This window comes from Pleurocapsa sp. PCC 7327, from assembly GCF_000317025.1.
Taxonomy (GTDB): Bacteria; Cyanobacteriota; Cyanobacteriia; order Cyanobacteriales; family Microcystaceae; genus Hydrococcus.
In genome coordinates, this window is record NC_019689.1 from 2,925,178 (window position 1) to 2,946,464 (window position 21,287).

Genomic DNA, 21,287 nt, shown 5'->3' on the forward strand with positions numbered 1-21,287 from the left:
TTTTTGAGTCATTTCTTATTCGTCATTTACCATTAGATACTTATCATCATCGATCCCCAATCTTATCCAACTTCCACAGCCAACCTTTTAACATATCTTTTAGATGATAATTTTTTTCTTGCTCGATCTGCTTCTCTAATTTAGAAGAGGGTTGATAGACAAAAATATTGTCAAAATTTCCAGAAATTTTTAGAGAATCTGGCCGAGATAGTAACAAAAGTTTAACCCTTCTATTAAGTAAATGACTGAGAGACAAAATTCTTCCCGGCGTATTATCGCTAATGACAAGAGAATTGTTGGTTTGATTGATAATTTCGGCTATTTGAGGATTATAATAGCCGCTGGATTTATTCCACCACGCTTGTGCTTGAGAACTAATCGCACAAGAAACAATTCCCACTGACATAAGGGCAACGAGAACAAAGCTCCAGAATGACTTCCACCTGGATTTTAAGGCGACGAGTTGAGTCGAAAATAGATAGGCTATAGCTAGCTCAATACCAAGATAACTAGGAATTAAATAACGACTGTCACTAGACCGTTTTCCTCCTAAAAGAATATCAGGGATCGCTAATGCTAAGGCTGTTCCGATTAAAATTACAATAAATAAATAAGTCTCTTTTGAACGCTTACGAACAAGGTAATAAAGAGCATAGATCGTTAGCAAGAAAATAATAGGAAAAAAATAATCGCCGAGATTAGGAATATCTACAAAAATTCGATAAAGACTTTGACACCAGCTTTTGATTAAAGCTAGCAAACCTATGTTGATGTTAGTTCTAGAGACATTGCTACTAATTTTAGATGATTGAGCGATCGCAACGATTAACCAGGGAACAAACGCAAGAAATCCTCCGATTGCCGACAAAAGATAGGCAAAAAAACGTTTACTCAGTCGAAAGCGTTCGATGCACAAAACGTAGATGCCCTGTCCAGCGACAACCAGGATAGATAAGGTATGAGAATAAATTGCCAGGGCTGCTGTTGCCGCATACACGACCCAACTTATCTTGGTCTGGACTCGTAATGCCCTCAGCAGTGCAGCGCTGGACAGTAATAGGGTAACCGTCCACAGGCTATACTGTCTTGCCTCTTGCGCGTAGAGCACGTGAAATGGCGAAACAGCCATCAAAGCCATACCAATCCAGCCAGTTAAAGGCGAGTTAAACAATTCCCGGCACAGCCAATAGAGACAAAGTAAAGCTAGCAAACTCAATAGAGCAGATAAACTTCTAATAGCAGCGATCGAACTGCCAAACCAGTCTACCCAAACTCTAGCTAGGACGTGATAGAGAAGCGAAAGATGCGCGTCTTCAGTTGCTAGGGAATTAATAACGCCATCTAATCCTTTTTCGGGATTGGGGCGTTGATACTTCATTATTTCAGAAACATCGATCGCTCTGCCATCATAGACCTGCTGGATTATCTCGGCTTCGGTATAGCCGCTTATTCTTAGAGAGGTTACAGCTTCGTCATTCCAGTAAACTTTTCTGTCTAAGTTAGCAAAGCGAAAAAAAATCCCGATCGCCAGCACGATAGCCAAAAGCGCGTATAGCCAACGCCAATTAGAGACCCAAATTCGCCCCGGTTTTTCTAAGCCCGATCGCTTGACGCTCGTTGTCTGCATGATTTACTCGCTCGCGACTTACTAAATTCTATAAGCAGACTCGGTGAAGATTTAGTAAAGCTTTCCTAGAAGGCAGGAACAAAACCAGACAACCTGCTACCTTATAGCAAGTAAGTCATGTCGATTGGGGATATATGCAGACGCAAGACAGAGTAACTCGCAACGGGGATTCAAAAGCCTTTTCTAAGGTCAGCGAAGCCATTGCAGCCAGCCAAAATTATCTCCTTTCAATTCAAGATCCACAAGGGTACTGGTGGGCGGAACTAGAATCTAACGTAACGATAACCTCAGAAGTCGTCTTACTGCATAAAATTTGGGGAACCGATCGCGATCGACCCTTACACAAAGTAGAAGCTTATCTACGCGCCGAGCAACGAGAACATGGAGGTTGGGAACTCTTTTGCGGCGATGGCGGCGATCTCAGTACCTCGGTAGAAGCTTATATGGCACTGAGGTTGTTGGGAGTTCCCCAAAGCGATCCTGCATTGCTTCGCGCTAAAGATTTTATCCTTAAGCGAGGCGGGATCTCTAAAACCCGCATTTTCACGAAAATACACCTTGCCTTGATTGGCTGTTATGACTGGCGGGGCGTTCCTGCTATTCCGCCCTGGATTATGCTGTTTCCCGAAAACTTCCCCTTCACGATTTACGAAATGTCTAGTTGGGCAAGGAGTAGCACCGTTCCCCTTTTAATTGTTTTCGATAGAAAGCCCGTTTTTGTCACCGAACCCGCCATTACCCTAGACGAATTGTATGCCGAAGGCATTGAGAATGCGAGATACGAGTTACCCCTCCGGGGCGACTGGACGGATGTCTTTGTCTGGCTGGATAAAGCTTTTAAATTAGCCGAAGATTTGCATTTAGTTCCCTGGCGACAAGCAGGTGTCGATGCGGCTGAAAAATGGATATTGGAAAGACAAGAAGTCAGCGGAGATTGGGGCGGAATTATCCCAGCGATGCTAAATTCCCTGCTGTCGTTGCGAGTCCTGGGCTACGACACAGCCGATCCCGTTGTAGAACGGGGGCTGAAAGCGATCGATAACTTTGCGATCGCAACAGAAGAAACTTATCGAGTACAGCCGTGCGTTTCTCCAGTTTGGGATACGGCTTGGACGCTACGCGCTTTGGTAGAATCGGGGATCGCGCCCGATAATCCTGCTCTCGCTCGCGGTGGAGAATGGCTGCTAGGCAAGCAAATTTTGAGTTATGGAGACTGGGCAGTCAAAAATAAACAAGGCAAGCCTGGAGGGTGGGCATTTGAGTTTGAAAACCGCTTCTATCCCGATTTAGACGATTCTGCCGTCGTCGTTATGGCATTAAACGGGCTAAAACTGCCCAACGAATCACTCAAACAAGCTGCCATCAAGCGCTGCGTTGCTTGGATGGCAACGATGCAGTGTCGATCGGGGGGTTGGGCGGCTTTCGATGTCGATAACGACCAAAACTGGCTCAATTATTTACCCTACGCCGATCTCAAAGCCATGATAGACCCCAATACGGCAGACGTGACGGCTAGAGTACTAGAGATGCTCGGTTCTGGGAATTTAATGATGGATAGCGATCGCGTAGAACGGGCGACCGCGTTTCTAGAAAAGCAACAAGAAGCAGATGGCAGTTGGTTTGGTCGTTGGGGCGTGAATTATATCTACGGAACGAGTGGGGCGATCTCTGCCCTAGCCGTTATTGCACCTCGGACTCACCAACGCCAGCTCCAAGGCGGTGCCGCTTGGCTGGTCGGCTGTCAAAATCCCGATGGCGGCTGGGGGGAAACCTGCCGCAGCTACGACGATCCCACCCTAAAAGGAAAAGGGGTCAGTACTGCCTCGCAAACGGCTTGGGCGTTAATAGGTTTGCTAGCAGCAGGTCAAGCAACGGGGAAATTTGAGCAAAGAGCGATCGAAAGCGGCATTAACTATCTCGTAGCCGTTCAGCGTTCCGACGGTACTTGGGACGAATGCGAGTTTACGGGAACGGGTTTTCCCGGTCATTTCTATCTCAAATATCATCTCTATCAGCAATATTTTCCGCTTATTGCTCTAAGCCGCTACCAACGATTGCAACCTTATATCTCATAATTCAATCGGATTTATCAATAGGGTAAATTGAGGGTAAATTGTGAATTGATAATTGCGAATTATGAATTGAAATGGCTTCGGCAGCGAACTCTCAAGATCAACGACATCCCCTAGAAAAGCAGGATCGGGAAATTGTCAATCGTCTTTTGCAAGGAAATCCCGATCCCTTAAACTTGGCAGAACTTGCCCGACTGCGGATTCGTTACCGAAATTTTCCGGGGGCGAGGGATATTCAAAGAGACTTGGATGTAATCCTGAGACAGTGGCAAATAACCGAAGAACAACTTTTTGAGAAAACGCGCCAACTTCATCTGACGGAGCGAATTTATCAGCGCCGCCAAAGTGAAGAGCAACAAGATTGGAGTTAATAAGGGTGCGATCGCGGTTTAGATAAACTGACTTTAATATCGATTTCCTCTTTCCTCTTTGCTGACTATAGATGAAGAGAAGCAATCGCTATTGTCATTTTCTGGTCATTTTTATTGTGAAACCTGTAGATAAGGAACGCGATCGCTCTAGTATTTGTTGAGAAAGGGAAAAGACGATGAAAGGATTAAAAGACAAAAATGCTCTAATTACAGGGGCAACTTCGGGGATAGGGCAAGCGATCGCTATCCGTCTCGCTCAAGAGGGTTGCAATAGACCTCCAGCAAAAGTCAGAGTAAGTTAGGTAAAATAAAACCAAATTACAATTCGAGTTATGACTTACTCTCAAGTAAAAAATTTAAAACCGACAGAGTTTAAACGGCTTTGTGGAGTATATCCAGAGACGTTTAAAGAGATGGTAAAAGTTCTAGAAGCCGAAAAAGTCTTACAAAAAAAAACAGGACGACCAAATAAATTAAGCGCAGAAGACCAAATCTTAATGACTCTTGAATATTGGCGAGAGTATCGCACCTATTTTCATATCGGAACTAGCTGGGGAATAAACGAGACAACGGCTTTACGAATCACCAGAAAAGTAGAAGATATTTTAATGAAATCGGGACTTTTCAATCTGCCTGGGAAAAAAGCTGTTCAACCCCAAAATACAGAAATTGAAATTGTCGTAGTAGATGTAGCAGAACATGAAATAGAAAGACCGAAAAAAAACAAAAAGCTTACTACAGTGGTCGGCAAAAGTGTCACACGATAAAATCGCAAGTTTTAGCTGACGCAAAAACGAGACAAATTCTTTGTATTGCTCATGAGAAGGGAAAAAGTCATGATTTTAAGATTTGGAAAAATAGTAAAATAGGAATCGAACAACAGATAGAATGTTTGGCTGATAAAGGATATCAAGGAATTCAGAAACTTCATCCCAACAGTAGAATTCCCAACAAAAAAAAGCGCAATCAACAGTTAAGTCTAGAGCAAAAGAAGTTTAATCGTAAGTTAGCAAGTGAAAGGATTGTAATTGAAAATATTCATCGCAGTCTAAAAATATTCAGAATTCTTTCAAGTCGATATCGCAACCGAAGAAGACGGTTTGGGTTGAGATTTAATTTGATTGCTGGCATTTATAATTATGAACTTCTTTCCCACTCCAATTATGCGATCGCGTAACACTTTTGCAGGAGGTCTAATATCGCCATCAACTACCGTAAAAGTCCAGAAGCGGCAGAAGATACCGAAGAAATAGCATTGCAGAAAGCCTGTGGAAATATTGAAAACTGCGGCGTTCAATCCCTGCTAGTACAAGGCGATGTTTCTTCCGAGCAAGACATTGTGGAGATGGTCAATACTGTGGTAGAGAAATTTGGCAGTCTCGATCTACTCATTAACAATGCCGGAATTCAAATCGAATGTCCCTCTCACGAAGTCAAAACACAAGCGTTCGATCGCGTTCTTGGTGTAAATCTTCGGGGTGCTTATCTATGCGCTTGCGAAGCGATTAAACATTTCCTGACACAAAACCATCCTGGGACAATTATCAACATTTCTAGTGTTCACGAAATTATTCCCAGACCGATGTATGTCAGCTACTCCATCAGCAAAGGCGGCATGGAAAACATGACCAAAACTCTAGCACTAGAGTATGCTAATAGAGGAATTCGGGTTAACGCTATCGCGCCAGGTGCGACTATCACACCGATTAACGAAGACTGGACAAAAGACCCCGAAAAGAAAGCGGTTGTGGAAAGTCATATCCCAATGGGTCGTGCGGGGACTCCTGAAGAAATGGCTGCTGCCGTTGCTTTTTTGGCTTCTTCCGACGCGACATATATCACCGGACAAACCTTGTTTATCGATGGCGGATTGACGCTATATGCGAATTTTCGAGAAGCTTGGTCGGCTTAATTCCCTAAATAAGCAGAAAAAATCATGAATAGATCGAATTTTTTAAAAATCCTATCTCACTGGAGTGTAAATGCTGTTTTTCTAACGCTAACCGTTGGAAGTATGGCGATCGCGATGCCCAAGGCGATCGCTCAATCGACGGCACCAGAAGCATCTACAGAACTGAGACGTTTGCTGGATACCAAAGAATGTGCTGGGTGTAATTTAAGCGGCGTAGATTTACAGAACGCGAACCTGCAAGGAGCGAATTTAGAAGGAGCTAACTTACAAAATGCTGACTTAGAAGAGGCCAATTTACAAGGAGCCAATCTAGCGGGAGCCAATCTACAAGGAGCCGATTTAGAAAAAGGAAATTTAGCAGGAGCCAATCTACAAACCGCTAATTTAATTAATGCAGATTTAGAAGAGGCAAACTTACAAAATGCCAATTTACAAGGAGCAAGCTTGCAAAGAGCGGACTTAGAGAAAGCTAATTTAACAGGAGCAAATACAAATGAAGCCAACTTACAAGGAGCCAATCTAGAAAATGCGATCGGGATCGACCCAACAGCTCAAACTCGATAAATATTAGCTCTAGAACCGCCGATTCGTTTTGAGCGGAGTAATCAACAACCTTTGCATCTTGCCTCTGCGTAAGTCCTGTCGCTAAGATGAATGTCACTAAGATAAGAAGCGATCGATCGATCGATCGCGGGCAACAAAAAATACCGCCGATTTCTGCTCAGATAACAACAACCTTAGAGAGCATTTATAAAGTAAATCTTAAGTCGAATTTGAGAAATGAAAGCGATGTCTGACGACAAAGCTATTCGCGCCTTAATTCTCGATTAACTTATTGAAAATCTAGTGGACTACGAACGCCTCGACCACCACGATTAAGTACGTGAGTGTAAATCATCGTCGTGCGAACATCTTTATGTCCTAATAATTCCTGTACCGTGCGGATATCATATCCATCCTCAAGTAAATGTGTAGCAAAGCTGTGGCGAAAGGTATGACAACTGGCGTGTTTGGTAATTCCTGCTTGGCGAATAGCTGTCTTTACTGCCCTCTGTAGCGAATCTGGGTAGATATGATGTCGGCGAACTATACCCGAACGTGGGTCTTTGGAACGATTATTAGCAGGAAAAACAAATTGCCATGCCCATTCCCGATTGGCATGAGGATACTTTTGCTCTAAAGCATAAGGTAAATATACTGCGCCATATCCTTGAGCTAAATCCTGTTGATGTAAATATCTTGCATTTTCCAACTGAAGTTTAAGCCCTTCAATCGTTAATTTCGGCAGTGTTGTAATGCGGTCTTTATGTCCTTTTCCATCTCTGATTACAATTTGCTGATACCCAAAATCAATATCTTTAACCCGTAAATTTAAGCATTCTGTTAAACGCAAACCCGAACCATAAAGTAAACTAGCCATGAGGTGATGAACGCCCTTCAAATTTGCCAAGATAGCTTGTACTTCTTCACGAGTAAAAACCACAGGCAGTCTTTGGGGACGTTTGGCGGGTTGAATTCCATCAATAAAAGGTAATGCGATCTGTAGGACTTCTTTGTATAAAAACAATAAGGCATTTCTGGCAACATTTTGTGTTGATGCTGCCACATTTTTATTGATGGCTAAATGGGAAAGATAGGCTCTAATTTCCTCAACTCCCATTTCTCTGGGGTGACGTTTATTGTGAAAAAGAATGAACTCCTTGATGTAGTAAACATAGGACTTCTCGGTTTTTAGGCTCATGTGCTTAAGACGCAATGTGTCACGCACTCGGTCAAGCAGACGAGGTGGTTGTGGCTCGGTCATCTATCAAGTTTAGTAAAATGCTCTCATTCTTATTGTTCCCAGATTAGTGTTACTAGATAGCAAACTGCGGTAAAATTGACGAAATTTGAGGTGTTATATAGCAAGGTGCGGTTTTTGCCCCTTATAATGAATACTAGACAGCAAACTGTAGTAATGCACTCATATAGTGAGTGCTAGATAGCAAACTACGGTTGAATATATAGTTAGACTGAATCTCTGATCACTTTAGCTGTAGGTATGGGTATTCTTTCTTATATGAACCTCTTCGCGTTTCCTAGAGATCAATGGAAGAACAATTATCGCTAGAAGCCTGTCCGAAGTGTGGTAGCCCCCTTCGCCCACCATTAAAGACAACAGGTCGTCAGATTTGCGTGAAATGTGGTTGGACTAATATAAAAAGAGAATCTAAATCTTCAGTCAAGTCTGATGTAAGCTCTACGTCAAAAATCGAATCTTTAATTTCTTCCTGGAAACAGAAAATTTCTTTTGTCAATGAATTACTAAAATTGAATAAGAACGTTAAGTACGGGCTTGCATCAGTAATTGGAATTGCAGTTATTGGTTGGGGATCTACATCCCTCTATTTTAAACATCAGGCTGATAGTTGTAGGACAGAAACTAAAGAAGCAATTGGCAAGATTTCTGAAGAATGGGACGATGTTATGTCTCGTGCTAAAGCAAGTAATCGTTTGAATATGCAGGCTAATATATCTGACTTACAGCATATTAAACGGAAAGTTAGTGATGCTAAATGGCCTCAGTGTGCTTTAGTTGCCAAATCTGCTGTTTGGGTTGGAATGCAGTCTGATATTAATCAACTCCTGAAGTTTGCAGGAGGAGACGATATCAGTTATGACAAAAGTTTTGCATGGAAAATTTTTGCAGACGAAATAAAACAAATTACAAGTAGTGGTGAAACTAATCACAGTGTAAATTCTGAGGATGATGCGAAGAAGGCTGTAGAAGCTTTATTTATTGAAGAGATAAATAAAATCAATGCTCAAATGGAGCCGCTAAAACAACCATTTTCAGAATATGAATCAAAATCTAATCAATTGTCGATGTCTCTTTATGATCAGCAAAGGAACCTAAGGGAGCAGTACAAGGATGTTGTCAGTAAGTATACTGACTTGCAGCTTGAAAAAACTAAGTTAGAAATGGATAAATTACTTTTGTAAATTATAGTTAATATGATAAATAAATGGAGAATGAGTGAATGTGAGGAAAAGCCAAGTTCCGTTAAAACAGATTGTCGGAAATATCAACAAATATGAATCATATCGTGAGGCATGGTCACGTATTAAATTAGCTCAAGAAAATCATTTTTTCTTGGAAGCTATCACAATCCAGGAAAGCATTATCTCTGATCGTCTCATCAGTTTTCTATCTCGTCCTGAAGCTCTAAATCCTCCTTCTAAGAGGAAAAACGGACAATTTCCTTCCTTGAATCAGCTTATTAAGCAATGGCGTTCAGAATTTCCTCATGCACTTCAATCAGGCTCATATTCTGATCTAATCAGCGCAGTTGATCAGTGGCGACGAACTAGAAATGAAGCAATTCACGCAATTGTTAAGTCTGAACCTGGAGAACCAACTCAACCTATTGATTCATTTTTGCAAAAAGCTAAAGAGGCGGCTGAAGAGGGAGAAAAACTTACGAGAGAGGTATGCAAATGGTGTAAAAGGGGTAAAAAATAGAGAATTTTTGTCTTCATTTTTGGTCTAACAAGCGCTTGCACACGGAACGGTAAGTTACGGTGTCGTTGATGATGCAAAATCTACTTCCGTCCGGTGAAGCGCAGGCCGTTAGCTGGCAAAGTAAGCATGTATTTAAGATAGTAGACCTCCTGCAAAAGTGTTACGCGATCGCATAATTGGAGTGGGAAAGAAGTTCATAATTATAAATGCCAGCAATCAAATTAAATCTCAACCCAAACCGTCTTCTTCGGTTGCGATATCGACTTGAAAGAATTCTGAATATTTTTAGACTGCGATGAATATTTTCAATTACAATCCTTTCACTTGCTAACTTACGATTAAACTTCTTTTGCTCTAGACTTAACTGTTGATTGCGCTTTTTTTTGTTGGGAATTCTACTGTTGGGATGAAGTTTCTGAATTCCTTGATATCCTTTATCAGCCAAACATTCTATCTGTTGTTCGATTCCTATTTTACTATTTTTCCAAATCTTAAAATCATGACTTTTTCCCTTCTCATGAGCAATACAAAGAATTTGTCTCGTTTTTGCGTCAGCTAAAACTTGCATTTTATCGTGTGACACTTTTGCCGACCACTGTAGTAAGCTTTTTGTTTTTTTTCGGTCTTTCTATTTCATGTTCTGCTACATCTACTACGACAATTTCAATTTCTGTATTTTGGGGTTGAACAGCTTTTTTCCCAGGCAGATTGAAAAGTCCCGATTTCATTAAAATATCTTCTACTTTTCTGGTGATTCGTAAAGCCGTTGTCTCGTTTATTCCCCAGCTAGTTCCGATATGAAAATAGGTGCGATACTCTCGCCAATATTCAAGAGTCATTAAGATTTGGTCTTCTGCGCTTAATTTATTTGGTCGTCCTGTTTTTTTTTGTAAGACTTTTTCGGCTTCTAGAACTTTTACCATCTCTTTAAACGTCTCTGGATATACTCCACAAAGCCGTTTAAACTCTGTCGGTTTTAAATTTTTTACTTGAGAGTAAGTCATAACTCGAATTGTAATTTGGTTTTATTTTACCTAACTTACTCTGACTTTTGCTGGAGGTCTAGTGTTTTGCCTTTCATCGCATTTAAAACCTCTGTACTCGCTCGTTCTGCGGATTGGAGCGCCCCTTCCATATAGCTGCGCCACTCTGTAGCCGTCTCGCTACCGGCGACGTGAATGCAGCGATCGGGTGACACCGAAGAATTTTGCCGATGGCTCCAACCACCGATCCCCCAACGGGAGGCATATCCGCCACGGGAGAACGGCTCAGCGATCCAATCCATTGCGATAAAGTTTGTGAGATGCCCAGAGGCATTACCCAGCATCTTCTGAATGCAAGCCAGCGCCGTTGCTTTGCGAGTTTCGCTATCCATAAGGCTCAACTGCACTGCTCGCGATCCAGTTGCTAATGCAATCAAAATCCCTGGCTTTCCACTCGGTGATGAACCATCGGCAAGGAAATTAATGAGTTCATCGGGGGCAATGGCAATGCCGCTTAATCCCGCTTCGCGCCACCAAGCACAGTCATAAACGATCGGGATTTTGACCACTTGCCCTAAGACTCTCTCTCCAGGCTGGTGAGGGAAGGGATGGGTTAAGCCATCTTCAAAGGTAATCTGATTAATAAGTTGAGGGGGTAAAGCCAGAATGACGTGTTCTCCAGTAAACTTCCCTTGGTCAGTGATTGCTTGAACGAATTTGCCTTGGCGCTTGAGCGATCGCACTGGTGTTTGCAAGTAAACGCAGTCACCCAGTTCCTCTGCCATACGTCGAGCAACAGTCTGGGCACCATCGGCGAAAAACTCATACTCCGCCGTTTCCAATTTTTCTAGCCCACCGATTGTGGCAATTTGGTGCAGTACCTCAAGGGGAGAGACACGATCGGCACTGGCACAAAAGCCGCTCTCAAACAGATGCAACCAGTACGATCGCGCTGCTTTGGAAAAGCTATTTTTCTGTAGCCATTGATTAACCGAGATGCTGTCTAGGTAGCCAGCGCGAGGATGCTGCCACGGTTCGGCGATCGTCAGTTGATTGAGTAAGCGATCGATCCGCCAACCAAGTTGGCTGATATCGAGTTTTGCAAACCAGGACATGGGCGGAATTGTATCGGATGTTCGTTGATAGTGCCCATCCACTAAAAATACGGACTCTCCCTGAGTATGGGTTACGATGGTGTTCAGTCCATACTCCTTAGCCAACGCATACATCCGCTGTTGACCGGGTCCAATCCACTGTCCTCCCAAGTCAATGGTCACTCCATTCACTAATGTTTGACTGAGCACCCGTCCACCGACTCGGTCGCGGGCTTCTAAAACCGTCACCGTCAGTCCCGCGCGTTGCAGCGATCGCGCCGCATAAAGCCCAGAGAGTCCTGCGCCAACGACTAAAACATCCGCAATTGAACTCATAAATCAGTCACCTTCAGCTTGAGCGAGGAGTGAAGACTGCCAAAATGTGAGGATTACTCGCATTAGTTGCAATATACGAGCAGCCCTCATATTTTTCAAGTAGAATATGAGCAGTCCTCATTTATTTTTGGAAATAGGGATAAAGCAATGACTGAAGGCGCATCGTACGAGGAGTTGATGCGACGTAGGCTTTGTCAGGCTCGAAGTCAGGAACGGGTCAAGCGAATTTTGGATGTGGCATAAAAACTGTTTGCGAGTCAGGGCTACATGGCAACAACGACCAACGCGATCGCGACTCAAGCCCAAGTGCCGATCGGGTCGATCTACCAGTTTTTTCCCGATAAGGCTGCTATTCTACGAGCCTTAGCCCTACGCTATGCCGACAAGCTGCAACAACAGTTGGCGACCATTAATGAGACGAAGCAAGTCACACTCTCTTTGACTGATTATGTGAACCAGTTGATTGATACCACCGAGCGCTTCTTTACTGAAAACCCCAGTTACCATGCCATTTTTATGGAGGTTCAGGGAACAATGCCCGAATTGGAAGAAATCGATGAGGAAACCGATGCCAAGTTAATTCAGGATTTAGCGAGTTCCTTAGCAAGACGTGATGCAAGCTTAGAGCCAGTAGATTATGACGCGATCGCCTTTGTGCTGGTCAAAGGGATCGGAACATTACTATGGTTATCTCTCAGCCAAGAGCAAACATTTCGGCAGCGACTGGTAGAAGAAACGAAACAACTCACCTTAAAGTACTTGCAAAGCTATTTCCCGTCAAGTCTACCGCCAGCTAACAATTGTGTTGGAGCGGACTAGCGAAAGATCTTGATAGGGTTGCCAAAATTTTAGTAGCCGCTCAACACGGCCGTTATCTGGCTTTGTTCCTTGATGGAGGTGGTACTTTGAGCATAACTGTCAATGATCAGAGTTTAGTTGCTTCAAGCTATCTGTAGGGCAGTGTTCTTAGCCCTCTTTTATCACTATCTCCAGAGAATAATTGCAAAGCCTTGCTATATAAGCTTTTTGCTCAAAAGCTCATGGTTTTTAGTTTCTGTTAGGAAATAAATGCTCAAATTTGCTTCCTGCATGAAGTTTAAAAATTGCGTTCGATTTTTAGTTTCCCAGAGTGACAAATCAGGGTTAGGTTAGGAGTAGACTGAGTCCCAAAGGAACACGCTCCGCGTAGCTTGCCTCCACGGAATTGATGTATCGTATAAGGAAGAGACGACGGCGATGGAGCTCGCCGAAACCGCCCAGCGTTTTGAGCATTATCACAACGTATTTGGCTGATGGCTCCTACTGTTCCGACTTGTGGCGCAAGGGTAGGGCCATGTCTGTATGGGCTGAAGCAAATCCGTCGCTACAAGTCACGTTGATTAACCGACTCAACTGCAACGTGGCGTTATGTTAGAGAGCATTGTTTGGATTTTGTTGATGGGATTAATTAGCAAATTAATTTGCCAACCCTTTGCAAAAAACTGGAGTATTTCATTATGCTCAAACAGCCTGTAGTACGAACTGTGATGGCAATTTCATTAGGCGCGATCGCGGGTGCCCTATGTCGTTACTACTTAGGACTGGGAATCGGGCATCTGCTTGGCACAGCCCTACCCTACGGCACTTTATTTGTAAACATTACTGGATGCTTTGTAATGGGGCTTTTAGCAACACTTTCATTGGGGCAGGTTATCAGCCTTCATCCCGATCTGCGGTTATTGCTTTTGACCGGATTTTTAGGGTCATACACTACGTTTTCAAGTTATGAACTCGATAGCGCCAAACTTCTATTTCAGAAGGATTTACGAGCAGATTTGATCTACTGGGCAGGAAGTGTGTTGTTGGGGATCATCAGTCTGCAACTGGGCATTACTCTTGCAGAGTGGATGCTCAAGAAACTTGATCGGAATTGGTCAAGCTGATGGAAGCATCTGATTTTCTCCCGGTATGGATCGTATTAGGTGCAATTCCTGGAGCATTAAGTCGTTATTATCTGACCCTCATTTGTACTCAAAGATTGGATGGAAATTTCCCCTATGGGACTTTCTTGATTAACCTGACAGGTGCTTTTTTGATGGGGTTCTCAGCGACGGTGCTGCAAAAAATGAGTGCCGAGCAATGGCTCAGTGGATTTACCACCATTGGCTTTTTAGGCGCTTACACAACGTTTTCCACCTATGCGCTGGATTTCTCAAACCTCTTGAAGCTTGGTAACTACAAACAAGCACTGCTCTATGGGTTGGGCAGCCCGACCGGAGGTTTTTTAGCCGTTGAAATGGGTATTGCCTTGGCTCAGCACCTCTAGCCTTTGCAGGAAAATCCAATGAGCAATGCAGAACAGTTGACAATCTATGTGACCGAAGGCGATCGCGCTCAGGGCAAACTGCTATACCGCGTCCTGATGAATGCGGCACGGCAGTCGAATATCGCTGGTATGACCGTAGCTCCAGCGGCAGTGGGCTATGGCCAGCGCTACCGCCATAAGCTGTTGATCTAGCTGTAGACAAGTTTTATGAAAAGGTCTTGGCGGATGAGCGAGTCCAGCGTTTCATATGCAACAACAGAAGCAGCATCAAAAAGCCTTCATGACCTACGCTTTTGGTGGTGCTCAACACTGGAATGGTCGCCCCATGAGGGACGCACATAAAGAATTAGTGGCTGAGATGGGCTTAACCGATAGCCACTTCGATGCGATCGCCGAGGATTTAGTCGCGACCCTAGTTGAAATGGAAGTTCCCCAAGCCCTAATTGATGAGGTAGTGAAAATTGTAGGCTCCATCACTCATCGGAATGATGTCTTAAATCGCTAAAACAATGTAGCAGCAGTGAATGTCTAACAATTGCGGTGCAGCAGACTGACCGGAGCTACTTGGGTAATATGCAAAAATTAGGGCAACTGATGAACTTGACCGTTACGGCAATTCCAAGTTTTTCTCTGATATATAACAGTTATATAACAATAAATTGTAGAATAACTTAACCTCTCAAAATCTCTTTTAAAAGTGAGTATCGTGTGATCGCTCCCACGATATTTTTGTGCGATCGCTCCCAGTTTCAACTGAGTCCCAAAGGAACACGCTCCGCGTAGCTTGCTTCCACGGAAAAGTAATTAGCAATCTGACAGAAGTTCATGCAACCACATTCCCCTATTTGGGTTGATTAGAATGGGAGGGGATTATTTATTAAATGTGATATGCCTCTGGCATTAAGCTTTACTTATGTTCCATAAGTTTCTTTGGACGTTGTTCCATAGGAATAATATCGATAAAATTTCTGTCTAATACCCTAATTTGGATGTTATGGGGAATATGTCTGGATATCAGCCAGGAATATACTGAAAAACTTGTACTTACGTACAAAATAGGGTGGATATGCGGAATAGTTCTGGATATCATCCTTTTTCGGATAATAGCCAGAAAAATTCTTGATATCTACCCCAAATCAGGTAGTTATCCAGAAATTTTCTGTATAATAGTTGGATATTGACGATATCCAGAAAAATTCTTGATATTATGATTAAAATGCTTGTCACCTTTTCGCTGACTGAATCACTTAGTTTAATAGGTGGAAACTTTCCGTATAATAAATAGTTAGCTGGCTCTGCAAAAATTCTTGCACTCGTCTTTGAAGGTTGTCGGTGCATCCGAAAGAGTCTTGAAAAGGCTCTATTACGGGGTGTTTCAAAATGGTCAATCGTGCGTCACGTCACATAAAGGTTGGTTGAAGGCAAGTTATAAGTTATTGCCTTGGCTAAAAAGAATTGATATAACTGGGGTTTATGAAGTTTGGCTATTTATTTCAGGTGATTTATGGAACCCATAACTACAGCAGCGATCGCTTCAACTCTGATCTTCAAGGCTTTAGAGAAGAGTGGGGAAAAACTAGGGGAGGCTGTAGCTAGCAAAATTGGTCGATTGATAACTGTGATCCGAGAAAAATTTAGAGCTAAAGGGGTTGAAGGAATCTTATCGCAAGCGGAGGAAAGTCCTACAGAAGCGAATAAGCAAATGTTTCAGACAATTCTGGAGATGCAGGTTTCACAGGATGAAGGGGAATTTCTAGGATGAAGCGATCGCTCCGAAAGCGGGTAACGGTGTAGTCGATAAGGTCGCCTTGGTCGGTTTGAGCCAGCCCTTGGGTAATCAAGACCGGAATTTGGGGCGGCATGTCCAACAGGGCTACATCTTCAGGGGTGGCGGCTTCGGCGGCAATGCGTGTCCAACGGCGCTGGGGCACCACGCCATAGTGCTGTTTGAGCAAGCCGTAGAGAGACTGGGCGTGGTAAATCTTCTGGCTAAGCTGGGGAAATTGGTCTTCTCGCAAGTAGGAACAACTGATGCACAGCGGCTGGAAGGCCGGAACCTTGGGGCCAACCATGGCAGCGGTGGCGGTACGGAGGATTTTGATTTCGAGTATCGCCACCTGGGCCGCTATCTGCAACACTTCCATCAGTTCTGCCGTAGCCGATCGGGTTTTGACCGAGAGAATCTTGAAGCAGGGCAGATAGCCCAATTCCAGCATGGCGTGGCTAAAGCTGGTCTTTGCGCCAATGGCGTAGTACAGATTTGGCTCGGCCACAAAAGATCCCTTTCCCTGGTGACGATAGATGAATCCCTGCTGGGCCAAAAGGTTCATCGCATGGCGCACAGTCAGCCGATGTACCTGGTATTTGGCTGCTAGTTGATTTTCAGAGGGCAGTTTTTCCCCTGGCAGGTAATGTCCGGTCTGAATGGCATCAATGATGTGATAAGCGATTTGTTTGTATCGCGGTAAAGCGTCGCTGGTGGATAACGTCATGACACGGGATGTGAAAGGCTAGAGTGTGTGAAGGAGACGGTATAGACGGAAGATTTAAATCGCAGGAGTTGTGTTACCTGGAGCCTAATCCTCTATTGTAGCGCAATAATGTCGCCGTCTTGGGCACATCTGACAGTGGCTGGAAGGAAATCCGCCTGTACCATTAACCAACGATCACACTCGTGACCCATGTGGGTAAGATAGCCCTGGCGGGGCTGCAAGGCATCGAGAATCGCCAGAGCGCGGGGTACATCATTATGGTTGCGGGGTTGGGTGGGCTGGGGTGGATGATCACAGTCTATCACCACCGCGTCTGGTTGCCAGTGTTCTAGGAAACGTTGGGGGAGCATCCACTTTTGGAAGAAACACCCAATCAGACAGCAAGTAAACCATTAAGATAAGCACAACGAACAGAGAGGATGTGATTGACACTTTCAACATTCCACTGTGCGCCAGAAATTTTGATCCTTAAACCAATTTGTTTAATTGCAGATTCAACTGCCCCTGAACCGATAGAACATAATTGTTCAGCCTGATAATAGCTGTAATTGACAATGCGAGGGAGATGTTTTTCCAGATAAGCGATGAAATTTTTAGCTTGTTTACCTCGGCAATGATTAAATAGGGTCTTGGCCGCTTCTACCTGACCTTGCCACAACAGAGTTTCCGCAGCTTTGAGTCGCTTTAAAGAACCACCAACTTTATAAAGATTTTCCTTCAGGTGATACCAATCCAAAATTTCACAGCGAGAAAACTGGTCTTGTCCAAATTCTCTCACCAGATTCCAGACACCATCATGTCCATCTCCCAAGCAAACAAGAGGGTCTAACAACTGTTGGCTATTGACATAATCAATTAATGATTGGTTGTCATCAAAAAATGCACCATAGTAAATCCCTTGCAGACGAACGGTTTTATAGTCTCGCCAGTGGCAGCCTGCTTTCGGTTTACCCCTGAGTCGGACTTTTCCTCCATCTACGCTGACTTCTGAAACTGATTGTTTAGCAAGTGGTAGTTGAAAATCTTGTGACAGCACTAGTTGTTGTTGTGTTGAATGACCAACTTTTACTCCTGTCAATGCCTCAATCTCGATTTCTGCTTTTTGGTATGATTCGTTAGCTGATAACCTCAAACAGCACTTTTGAAGTAATGGACTTAGGCGAGTTCTTGGCTTTAAACCTAGTCTAATAAGCTGTTTGGCTTTTAATTTCAGTTCCCCTACTAGGCTTTTTATTTTCCTAGTTTTACCTACTTTTGTTCCAGTTTTTTGTTCGATAAAAAAAGGGCTATTTCTGGGCTGACTAGTTCTAATACTTGACTGCGAACTGTTTTTTCTATGCCTTCAAGGTCTGTCAGCTTACTTTTGTCTGCTTCTTCATACAGCAGTGTTGACAATTCTTGTAAGCAGGCTTTGATCCGTTCTTGTTTCTCTTGGTTCATTGTCAGCGATCGCACAGGATTATTTCCCTTTACATTTTCCCATAAATGGTAAATCTTCCAAAACTGGATGCTCCCAACGTTGGGTTTTAGGCGGCAGACCCACGGTATCGGTGAGGTAGGCCAGTTTGCCGCTGCTGTCTTCCATGCAGTAGCCAAAGGTGAGCTTGGAATGCTGGAGCGGTATAGGGATCACCTGTCCCTGGCCTAGGGAAATCGGGGTAAACGCTGTCAGTGGTTGGAACCGCAGCAGGCCGGGGTTACGGTAGAGGTCAGCGCAGCCCTGGGGATCGGGGGGGCAATGAACGGTAATCGGGGCACCCATGCCCCAGCGCAGATGGAACAACCCCTGAACATGATCTACATGAAAGTGGGTGAGCAAAATGCCGGATAGGGTGCCAGGGGAAAAGCGGTCTCCCAAGTCCATCAGCCCCCCGTCGATTAACCAAGACTCGGAACCCCAATTCAGCAGGGCCGAACAGGGTCGTCGTCGGTAAGTGGGGTTTTGGCGGGCACGATTGCAGACTACACAGTTGCAGCCATAACACGGCACGCCCCCAGCATCCCCCGTCCCCAACAGCGTTAACCGCATAGGGGCCACACTCCCTCCGTTAGCAGATCCAGAAAATCCTGCCCTGCTTTTTCCAGAGGTTGGTCGTTGTCAATTTCCACTAGTCCAGCTTGGGGCCAGTGAATTTGCTCGGAGCGTCGCAACCGGGCGGCAATTTCTTCGGGGGTTTCCCGCTGGCGAGCCTGGAGCCGCTGGGCTAAGATGGCAGGCGATGTTTTGACCAATACAGGGCGGATTTTTGGATAGTGGGCCTGGGCCTGGGGCAGATAGGCACGGGAGCCATTTACCACCACCCGAAAGCCCCAGGATAACCACTGGTTGATTTCGATGCCAACACCGTAGTGGTAGCCGTGGCTCTGCCAGTGCATGGCAAAACAGCCGTGGTGCAATCGCTCAGCAAATTCAGCGGTAGTGAGGGCCACATGGTTTTCGCCCCCAACCTCAAAGGGGCGAGTGATATAGCGATGGGCGAACAAAACCCGTTGATGGCCATTGAGATGAGTACGGGCGTAGCGCATCAGGCTATCTTTGCCCGAACCCGATGCCCCAATGACATAAAACAATTGACCTTGAGTAGTCATAGGATTTACCTCGTTGCATAGCGGTTTCGGTATACTTCCTGACCTGCCACCCAGGTACTTACCACCTGGGGAAAGCCCAGATCGTGGCGCACGACAATCAGATCGGCCCGCTGGCCTGGGGCGATCTCGCCGCGATCCGTCAACTGCGTGGCCCGAGCCGGGTTACGGGTAATCAGGGCGATAGCCTCCGGCAGCGTCCAATCGGTCACCAACTCAGGAATTTTGAAGGCGGCGGCCAGCAAACTGGCGGGAGAATAGTCGGAACAGAGTACATCGCACAGCCGCTGTCGAACTGCATCAATGGCCTTCATGGAACCGCTCTGGCTTTGGCCCCGCAACAGATTTGGTGCCCCAAAGACGGTGCTGAGGGAGCGGGCGGTGGCGGCTTGGGCGGTGGCAGGGTTGATCGGGAATTCGCTAATATGCACCCCCAATGCGGCCATGCTGTCCACCCGTTCTGGGGTATCGTCGTCGTGGCTGGCCACGGTGATGCACTGCTGGTGGGCCGCTTCAATCAAAGTTTTGACGCGGTCCAGGGCATCGGCGGCTTGGTCTAGCTTGCGGGCGGCGATCTCCTCAACTTCGGCAGTGGATTTGTGGTAAGTGCGGGCAAAGTAGGCTTGGAAGGCTTGCAGGTCCTTAAACTGGCCCTGCCCAGGAGTGTGATCCATTAGGGAAATCAGGTGAATGTCCTGTTCGCCCATCAGATCCAGCAGGATAGGCAGTCCAGTAGGGTCAGTGATTTCGTAGCGACAGTGGACGCGGTTGTTGACCAGGGTGTGGGTCTGGCAGGCGTGAAGCAGTCGCACAATTTCGGCGGCTTTGTCGTTGTTGCGTACCCCCAATTCCTCATGGGCAAAGGAAATAGCATGGAATGGTGTGGTAATGCCCAGGGCGGCGTTGCGTTGGTCGATCTGGGCGATGGCAAATTCAAGCGGGAAGAACGCGTTGGGACGCGGCTCAATTTCCTTTTCAATCGCATCGCAGTGAAGGTCTACCAGTCCAGGGAGTAGGTAGTGGCCCCCTAGATCAATCGTGTTGGCAGCGGCGGGGATGACCTCTGGATTAATCGCCGCAATATGGCCGTCTTCCAATAACAACGTGCTGTCGGGCAGAACGTGATCAGCGGTGATTAGGGTAGCGTTCGTGAGGTAGGTGTTAGTCATGATGAATGAACCAATGAACAGATGAGGGTAACGTGGTCGAAATCGCCACGTTCTAGGCTGGTTCGACGGTGACGACAGTATCCGCCAGAGTTTGGATGATTTCTGGGTCGTGGAAGACGGCGAGGAGGGCGGTGCCCCTGGCTTTGATGTCATGAATGAGTTCCACGACCCGCTCGGCGGCGGCGTGGTCGAGGCTGGCGGTGGGCTCGTCCAGCAGCAACAGCCGAGGCTGGAGGGCCATGCTGCGGGCTAGGTTGACCCGTTGCTTTTCCCCGCCGGAAAAGGTGGCCGGAGATAGGTGCCACAATCGTTTGGGCAAGTGCATGTGCTCTAGCAGTGCGGCGGCACGGTCGCGAGCTTCCTGGCGATCCAGACCCAATTCAAACAGAGGCTTAGCCACCACATCCAGCGTCGGCTGGCGGGGCAAAAAGTGGAGAAACTGCGTTACAAAGCCAATTTCCTGTCGGCGCAGGGCCAAAATTTCGGCATCGCTCGCCTGGGCTAAATTGACCCAGGCTCCAGTAGCAGTGAGATAGTCAATGCGTCCAGCGGTGGGCAGGTAGGTACGAAAAACGCACTTCAGCAGGCTAGATTTTCCGGCTCCAGAGGGCCCAGAAAGGGCCGTGAGTTGCCCCTGCTGGGCGGTGAAGGAGATCGGCTTAGCCCCTGGCAGGGTTTTCCGTTGCTCGTGAAGGACAAAGTCCTTGGTCAGCCCGGTGACACGCAACAGGACGGGATTCGTCAAGGCGGTGGTGGAATGGCGCAGGGGTGTGGTGGCGGTTAATGTCATCGGTTTGTGTTGGGTTAGGTTTGGATGGGTGGGTGTAGATCCGATCTA

The 21,287-nt window shown here is 45.6% G+C and carries 20 protein-coding genes, 4 pseudogenes and 1 riboswitch; of the genes and pseudogenes, 13 read left to right on the plus strand and 11 right to left on the minus strand.

The window, feature by feature from the left end; genetic code table 11:
- Nucleotides 1-46 precede the first annotated feature (46 nt).
- Nucleotides 47-1,627: a glycosyltransferase family 39 protein gene (locus PLE7327_RS13045; protein ID WP_015144296.1), complete on the minus strand. Its 1,581-nt coding sequence runs from the start codon at nucleotides 1,625-1,627 to the stop codon at nucleotides 47-49.
- Between the two features lie 134 nt (nucleotides 1,628-1,761).
- Here PLE7327_RS13045 and shc point away from each other — a divergent pair, with 134 nt between their 5' ends.
- The 6 genes and pseudogenes from shc to PLE7327_RS13080 all read left to right on the plus strand — a co-directional run bounded on the left by shc (nucleotide 1,762) and on the right by PLE7327_RS13080 (nucleotide 6,546).
- Nucleotides 1,762-3,702, plus strand: coding sequence for a squalene--hopene cyclase (shc, locus tag PLE7327_RS13050; protein WP_015144297.1), 1,941 nt, complete (start codon nucleotides 1,762-1,764; stop codon nucleotides 3,700-3,702).
- Nucleotides 3,703-3,773: 71 nt separating this feature from the next.
- Nucleotides 3,774-4,070, plus strand: coding sequence for a DUF3288 family protein (locus tag PLE7327_RS13055; RefSeq protein WP_015144298.1), 297 nt, complete (start codon nucleotides 3,774-3,776; stop codon nucleotides 4,068-4,070).
- A gap of 176 nt (nucleotides 4,071-4,246) precedes the next feature.
- Entirely contained in the window at nucleotides 4,247-4,372 is a 126-nt protein-coding gene (locus PLE7327_RS24395; RefSeq protein WP_071880610.1) for an SDR family NAD(P)-dependent oxidoreductase, read from the plus strand.
- 30 nt (nucleotides 4,373-4,402) lie between these two features.
- Nucleotides 4,403-5,247, plus strand: a protein-coding gene (locus PLE7327_RS23460; protein ID WP_217523113.1) for an IS5 family transposase whose coding sequence is annotated in 2 segments (ribosomal slippage) — nucleotides 4,403-4,787 and nucleotides 4,787-5,247 — 846 coding nt in all. Because the reading frame shifts where the segments join, the coding sequence is not laid out codon by codon here.
- 18 nt (nucleotides 5,248-5,265) lie between these two features.
- Nucleotides 5,266-5,982 (plus strand): annotated as a pseudogene (locus PLE7327_RS13075) (SDR family oxidoreductase); the annotation flags it as partial.
- 24 nt (nucleotides 5,983-6,006) lie between these two features.
- The gene (locus tag PLE7327_RS13080) at nucleotides 6,007-6,546 is read left to right on the plus strand and encodes a pentapeptide repeat-containing protein (protein WP_015144299.1); all 540 of its coding nucleotides are present in this window, start codon (nucleotides 6,007-6,009) and stop codon (nucleotides 6,544-6,546) included.
- A 268-nt stretch (nucleotides 6,547-6,814) separates the two neighbouring features.
- Here the strand turns inward: PLE7327_RS13080 and PLE7327_RS13085 are convergent, their stop codons facing one another.
- Entirely contained in the window at nucleotides 6,815-7,786 is a 972-nt protein-coding gene (locus PLE7327_RS13085; RefSeq protein ID WP_015144300.1) for an integron integrase, read from the minus strand.
- A gap of 284 nt (nucleotides 7,787-8,070) precedes the next feature.
- Here PLE7327_RS13085 and PLE7327_RS13090 point away from each other — a divergent pair, with 284 nt between their 5' ends.
- Both PLE7327_RS13090 and PLE7327_RS13095 read left to right on the plus strand, forming a co-directional pair.
- A complete protein-coding gene (locus PLE7327_RS13090; RefSeq protein WP_015144301.1) occupies nucleotides 8,071-8,964 on the plus strand; it encodes a hypothetical protein in 894 nt (297 codons plus the stop codon).
- Nucleotides 8,965-9,004: 40 nt separating this feature from the next.
- Nucleotides 9,005-9,484 carry a hypothetical protein gene (locus tag PLE7327_RS13095; RefSeq protein WP_144266123.1) on the plus strand — a complete coding sequence of 160 codons (480 nt, stop codon included), beginning with the start codon at nucleotides 9,005-9,007 and terminating at the stop codon, nucleotides 9,482-9,484.
- Between the two features lie 160 nt (nucleotides 9,485-9,644).
- Here PLE7327_RS13095 and PLE7327_RS23465 read toward each other — a convergent pair.
- A pseudogene (locus PLE7327_RS23465) lies at nucleotides 9,645-10,488 on the minus strand (IS5 family transposase).
- A 35-nt stretch (nucleotides 10,489-10,523) separates the two neighbouring features.
- Nucleotides 10,524-11,897 carry an NAD(P)/FAD-dependent oxidoreductase gene (locus PLE7327_RS13110; RefSeq protein WP_015144303.1) on the minus strand — a complete coding sequence of 458 codons (1,374 nt, stop codon included), beginning with the start codon at nucleotides 11,895-11,897 and terminating at the stop codon, nucleotides 10,524-10,526.
- Nucleotides 11,898-12,044: 147 nt separating this feature from the next.
- On the opposite strand from PLE7327_RS13110, the pseudogene PLE7327_RS13115 reads away from it, so the two are divergent.
- The 5 genes and pseudogenes from PLE7327_RS13115 to PLE7327_RS13130 form a co-directional block, all read left to right on the plus strand.
- Nucleotides 12,045-12,716 (plus strand): annotated as a pseudogene (locus tag PLE7327_RS13115) (TetR/AcrR family transcriptional regulator).
- Nucleotides 12,717-13,120: 404 nt separating this feature from the next.
- Nucleotides 13,121-13,206, plus strand: a riboswitch (Fluoride riboswitch).
- 187 nt (nucleotides 13,207-13,393) lie between these two features.
- Entirely contained in the window at nucleotides 13,394-13,819 is a 426-nt protein-coding gene (crcB, locus tag PLE7327_RS13120; RefSeq protein WP_015144304.1) for a fluoride efflux transporter CrcB, read from the plus strand.
- Nucleotides 13,819-14,202: a fluoride efflux transporter CrcB gene (crcB, locus tag PLE7327_RS13125; protein ID WP_015144305.1), complete on the plus strand. Its 384-nt coding sequence runs from the start codon at nucleotides 13,819-13,821 to the stop codon at nucleotides 14,200-14,202. Before crcB (PLE7327_RS13120) ends, crcB (PLE7327_RS13125) begins: the two co-directional genes overlap by 1 nt.
- 18 nt (nucleotides 14,203-14,220) lie before the next feature.
- Entirely contained in the window at nucleotides 14,221-14,394 is a 174-nt protein-coding gene (locus PLE7327_RS23470; RefSeq protein WP_083888298.1) for a DUF190 domain-containing protein, read from the plus strand.
- A pseudogene (locus PLE7327_RS13130) lies at nucleotides 14,382-14,707 on the plus strand (group 1 truncated hemoglobin); the annotation flags it as partial. The gene PLE7327_RS23470 and the pseudogene PLE7327_RS13130, both read left to right, overlap by 13 nt.
- Before the next feature lie 1,177 nt (nucleotides 14,708-15,884).
- On the opposite strand, the gene PLE7327_RS13140 reads toward PLE7327_RS13130, so the two are convergent.
- The 7 genes from PLE7327_RS13140 to phnL form a co-directional block, all read right to left on the minus strand.
- The gene (locus tag PLE7327_RS13140; RefSeq protein ID WP_015144307.1) at nucleotides 15,885-16,694 is read right to left on the minus strand and encodes a GntR family transcriptional regulator; all 810 of its coding nucleotides are present in this window, start codon (nucleotides 16,692-16,694) and stop codon (nucleotides 15,885-15,887) included.
- A gap of 92 nt (nucleotides 16,695-16,786) precedes the next feature.
- Nucleotides 16,787-16,999, minus strand: a complete 213-nt coding sequence (locus PLE7327_RS13145) for a hypothetical protein (protein ID WP_144266124.1) — start codon at nucleotides 16,997-16,999, stop codon at nucleotides 16,787-16,789.
- A 68-nt stretch (nucleotides 17,000-17,067) separates the two neighbouring features.
- A protein-coding gene (locus PLE7327_RS13150) for an ISKra4-like element ISPle1 family transposase (protein ID WP_144266088.1) occupies nucleotides 17,068-18,134 on the minus strand; the annotation gives its coding sequence in 2 pieces (ribosomal slippage) (nucleotides 17,068-17,978 and nucleotides 17,978-18,134; 1,068 coding nt in all).
- A 19-nt stretch (nucleotides 18,135-18,153) separates the two neighbouring features.
- Nucleotides 18,154-18,558: an MBL fold metallo-hydrolase gene (locus tag PLE7327_RS13160; protein WP_217523118.1), complete on the minus strand. Its 405-nt coding sequence runs from the start codon at nucleotides 18,556-18,558 to the stop codon at nucleotides 18,154-18,156.
- 155 nt (nucleotides 18,559-18,713) lie between these two features.
- Entirely contained in the window at nucleotides 18,714-19,283 is a 570-nt protein-coding gene (gene phnN / locus PLE7327_RS13165) for a phosphonate metabolism protein/1,5-bisphosphokinase (PRPP-forming) PhnN (protein WP_015144308.1), read from the minus strand.
- Nucleotides 19,284-19,288: 5 nt separating this feature from the next.
- On the minus strand, nucleotides 19,289-20,449 hold the full coding sequence (locus PLE7327_RS13170; protein WP_015144309.1) for an alpha-D-ribose 1-methylphosphonate 5-triphosphate diphosphatase: 1,161 nt from the start codon (nucleotides 20,447-20,449) through the stop codon (nucleotides 19,289-19,291).
- A 52-nt stretch (nucleotides 20,450-20,501) separates the two neighbouring features.
- On the minus strand, nucleotides 20,502-21,239 hold the full coding sequence (gene phnL / locus PLE7327_RS13175) for a phosphonate C-P lyase system protein PhnL (RefSeq protein ID WP_015144310.1): 738 nt from the start codon (nucleotides 21,237-21,239) through the stop codon (nucleotides 20,502-20,504).
- Nucleotides 21,240-21,287 lie beyond the last annotated feature (48 nt).

Excerpts from the sequence above, each read along its gene's own strand:
- phnN (WP_015144308.1), bottom strand. The coding sequence starts at position 19,283 with ATGACTACTCAAGGTCAATTGTTTTATGTCATTGGGGCATCGGGTTCG.
- PLE7327_RS13080 (WP_015144299.1), top strand. The coding sequence starts at position 6,007 with ATGAATAGATCGAATTTTTTAAAAATCCTATCTCACTGGAGTGTAAAT.
- crcB (WP_015144305.1), top strand. The coding sequence starts at position 13,819 with ATGGAAGCATCTGATTTTCTCCCGGTATGGATCGTATTAGGTGCAATT.
- PLE7327_RS13045 (WP_015144296.1), bottom strand. The coding sequence starts at position 1,627 with ATGCAGACAACGAGCGTCAAGCGATCGGGCTTAGAAAAACCGGGGCGA.
- PLE7327_RS13160 (WP_217523118.1), bottom strand. The coding sequence starts at position 18,558 with ATGGACTTGGGAGACCGCTTTTCCCCTGGCACCCTATCCGGCATTTTG.
- PLE7327_RS13170 (WP_015144309.1), bottom strand. The coding sequence starts at position 20,449 with ATGACTAACACCTACCTCACGAACGCTACCCTAATCACCGCTGATCAC.
- PLE7327_RS13110 (WP_015144303.1), bottom strand. The coding sequence starts at position 11,897 with ATGAGTTCAATTGCGGATGTTTTAGTCGTTGGCGCAGGACTCTCTGGG.
- crcB (WP_015144304.1), top strand. The coding sequence starts at position 13,394 with ATGCTCAAACAGCCTGTAGTACGAACTGTGATGGCAATTTCATTAGGC.
- PLE7327_RS13055 (WP_015144298.1), top strand. The coding sequence starts at position 3,774 with ATGGCTTCGGCAGCGAACTCTCAAGATCAACGACATCCCCTAGAAAAG.
- PLE7327_RS13085 (WP_015144300.1), bottom strand. The coding sequence starts at position 7,786 with ATGACCGAGCCACAACCACCTCGTCTGCTTGACCGAGTGCGTGACACA.
- PLE7327_RS24395 (WP_071880610.1), top strand. The coding sequence starts at position 4,247 with ATGAAAGGATTAAAAGACAAAAATGCTCTAATTACAGGGGCAACTTCG.
- PLE7327_RS23470 (WP_083888298.1), top strand. The coding sequence starts at position 14,221 with ATGAGCAATGCAGAACAGTTGACAATCTATGTGACCGAAGGCGATCGC.
- phnL (WP_015144310.1), bottom strand. The coding sequence starts at position 21,239 with ATGACATTAACCGCCACCACACCCCTGCGCCATTCCACCACCGCCTTG.
- PLE7327_RS13140 (WP_015144307.1), bottom strand. The coding sequence starts at position 16,694 with ATGACGTTATCCACCAGCGACGCTTTACCGCGATACAAACAAATCGCT.
- PLE7327_RS13090 (WP_015144301.1), top strand. The coding sequence starts at position 8,071 with ATGGAAGAACAATTATCGCTAGAAGCCTGTCCGAAGTGTGGTAGCCCC.
- shc (WP_015144297.1), top strand. The coding sequence starts at position 1,762 with ATGCAGACGCAAGACAGAGTAACTCGCAACGGGGATTCAAAAGCCTTT.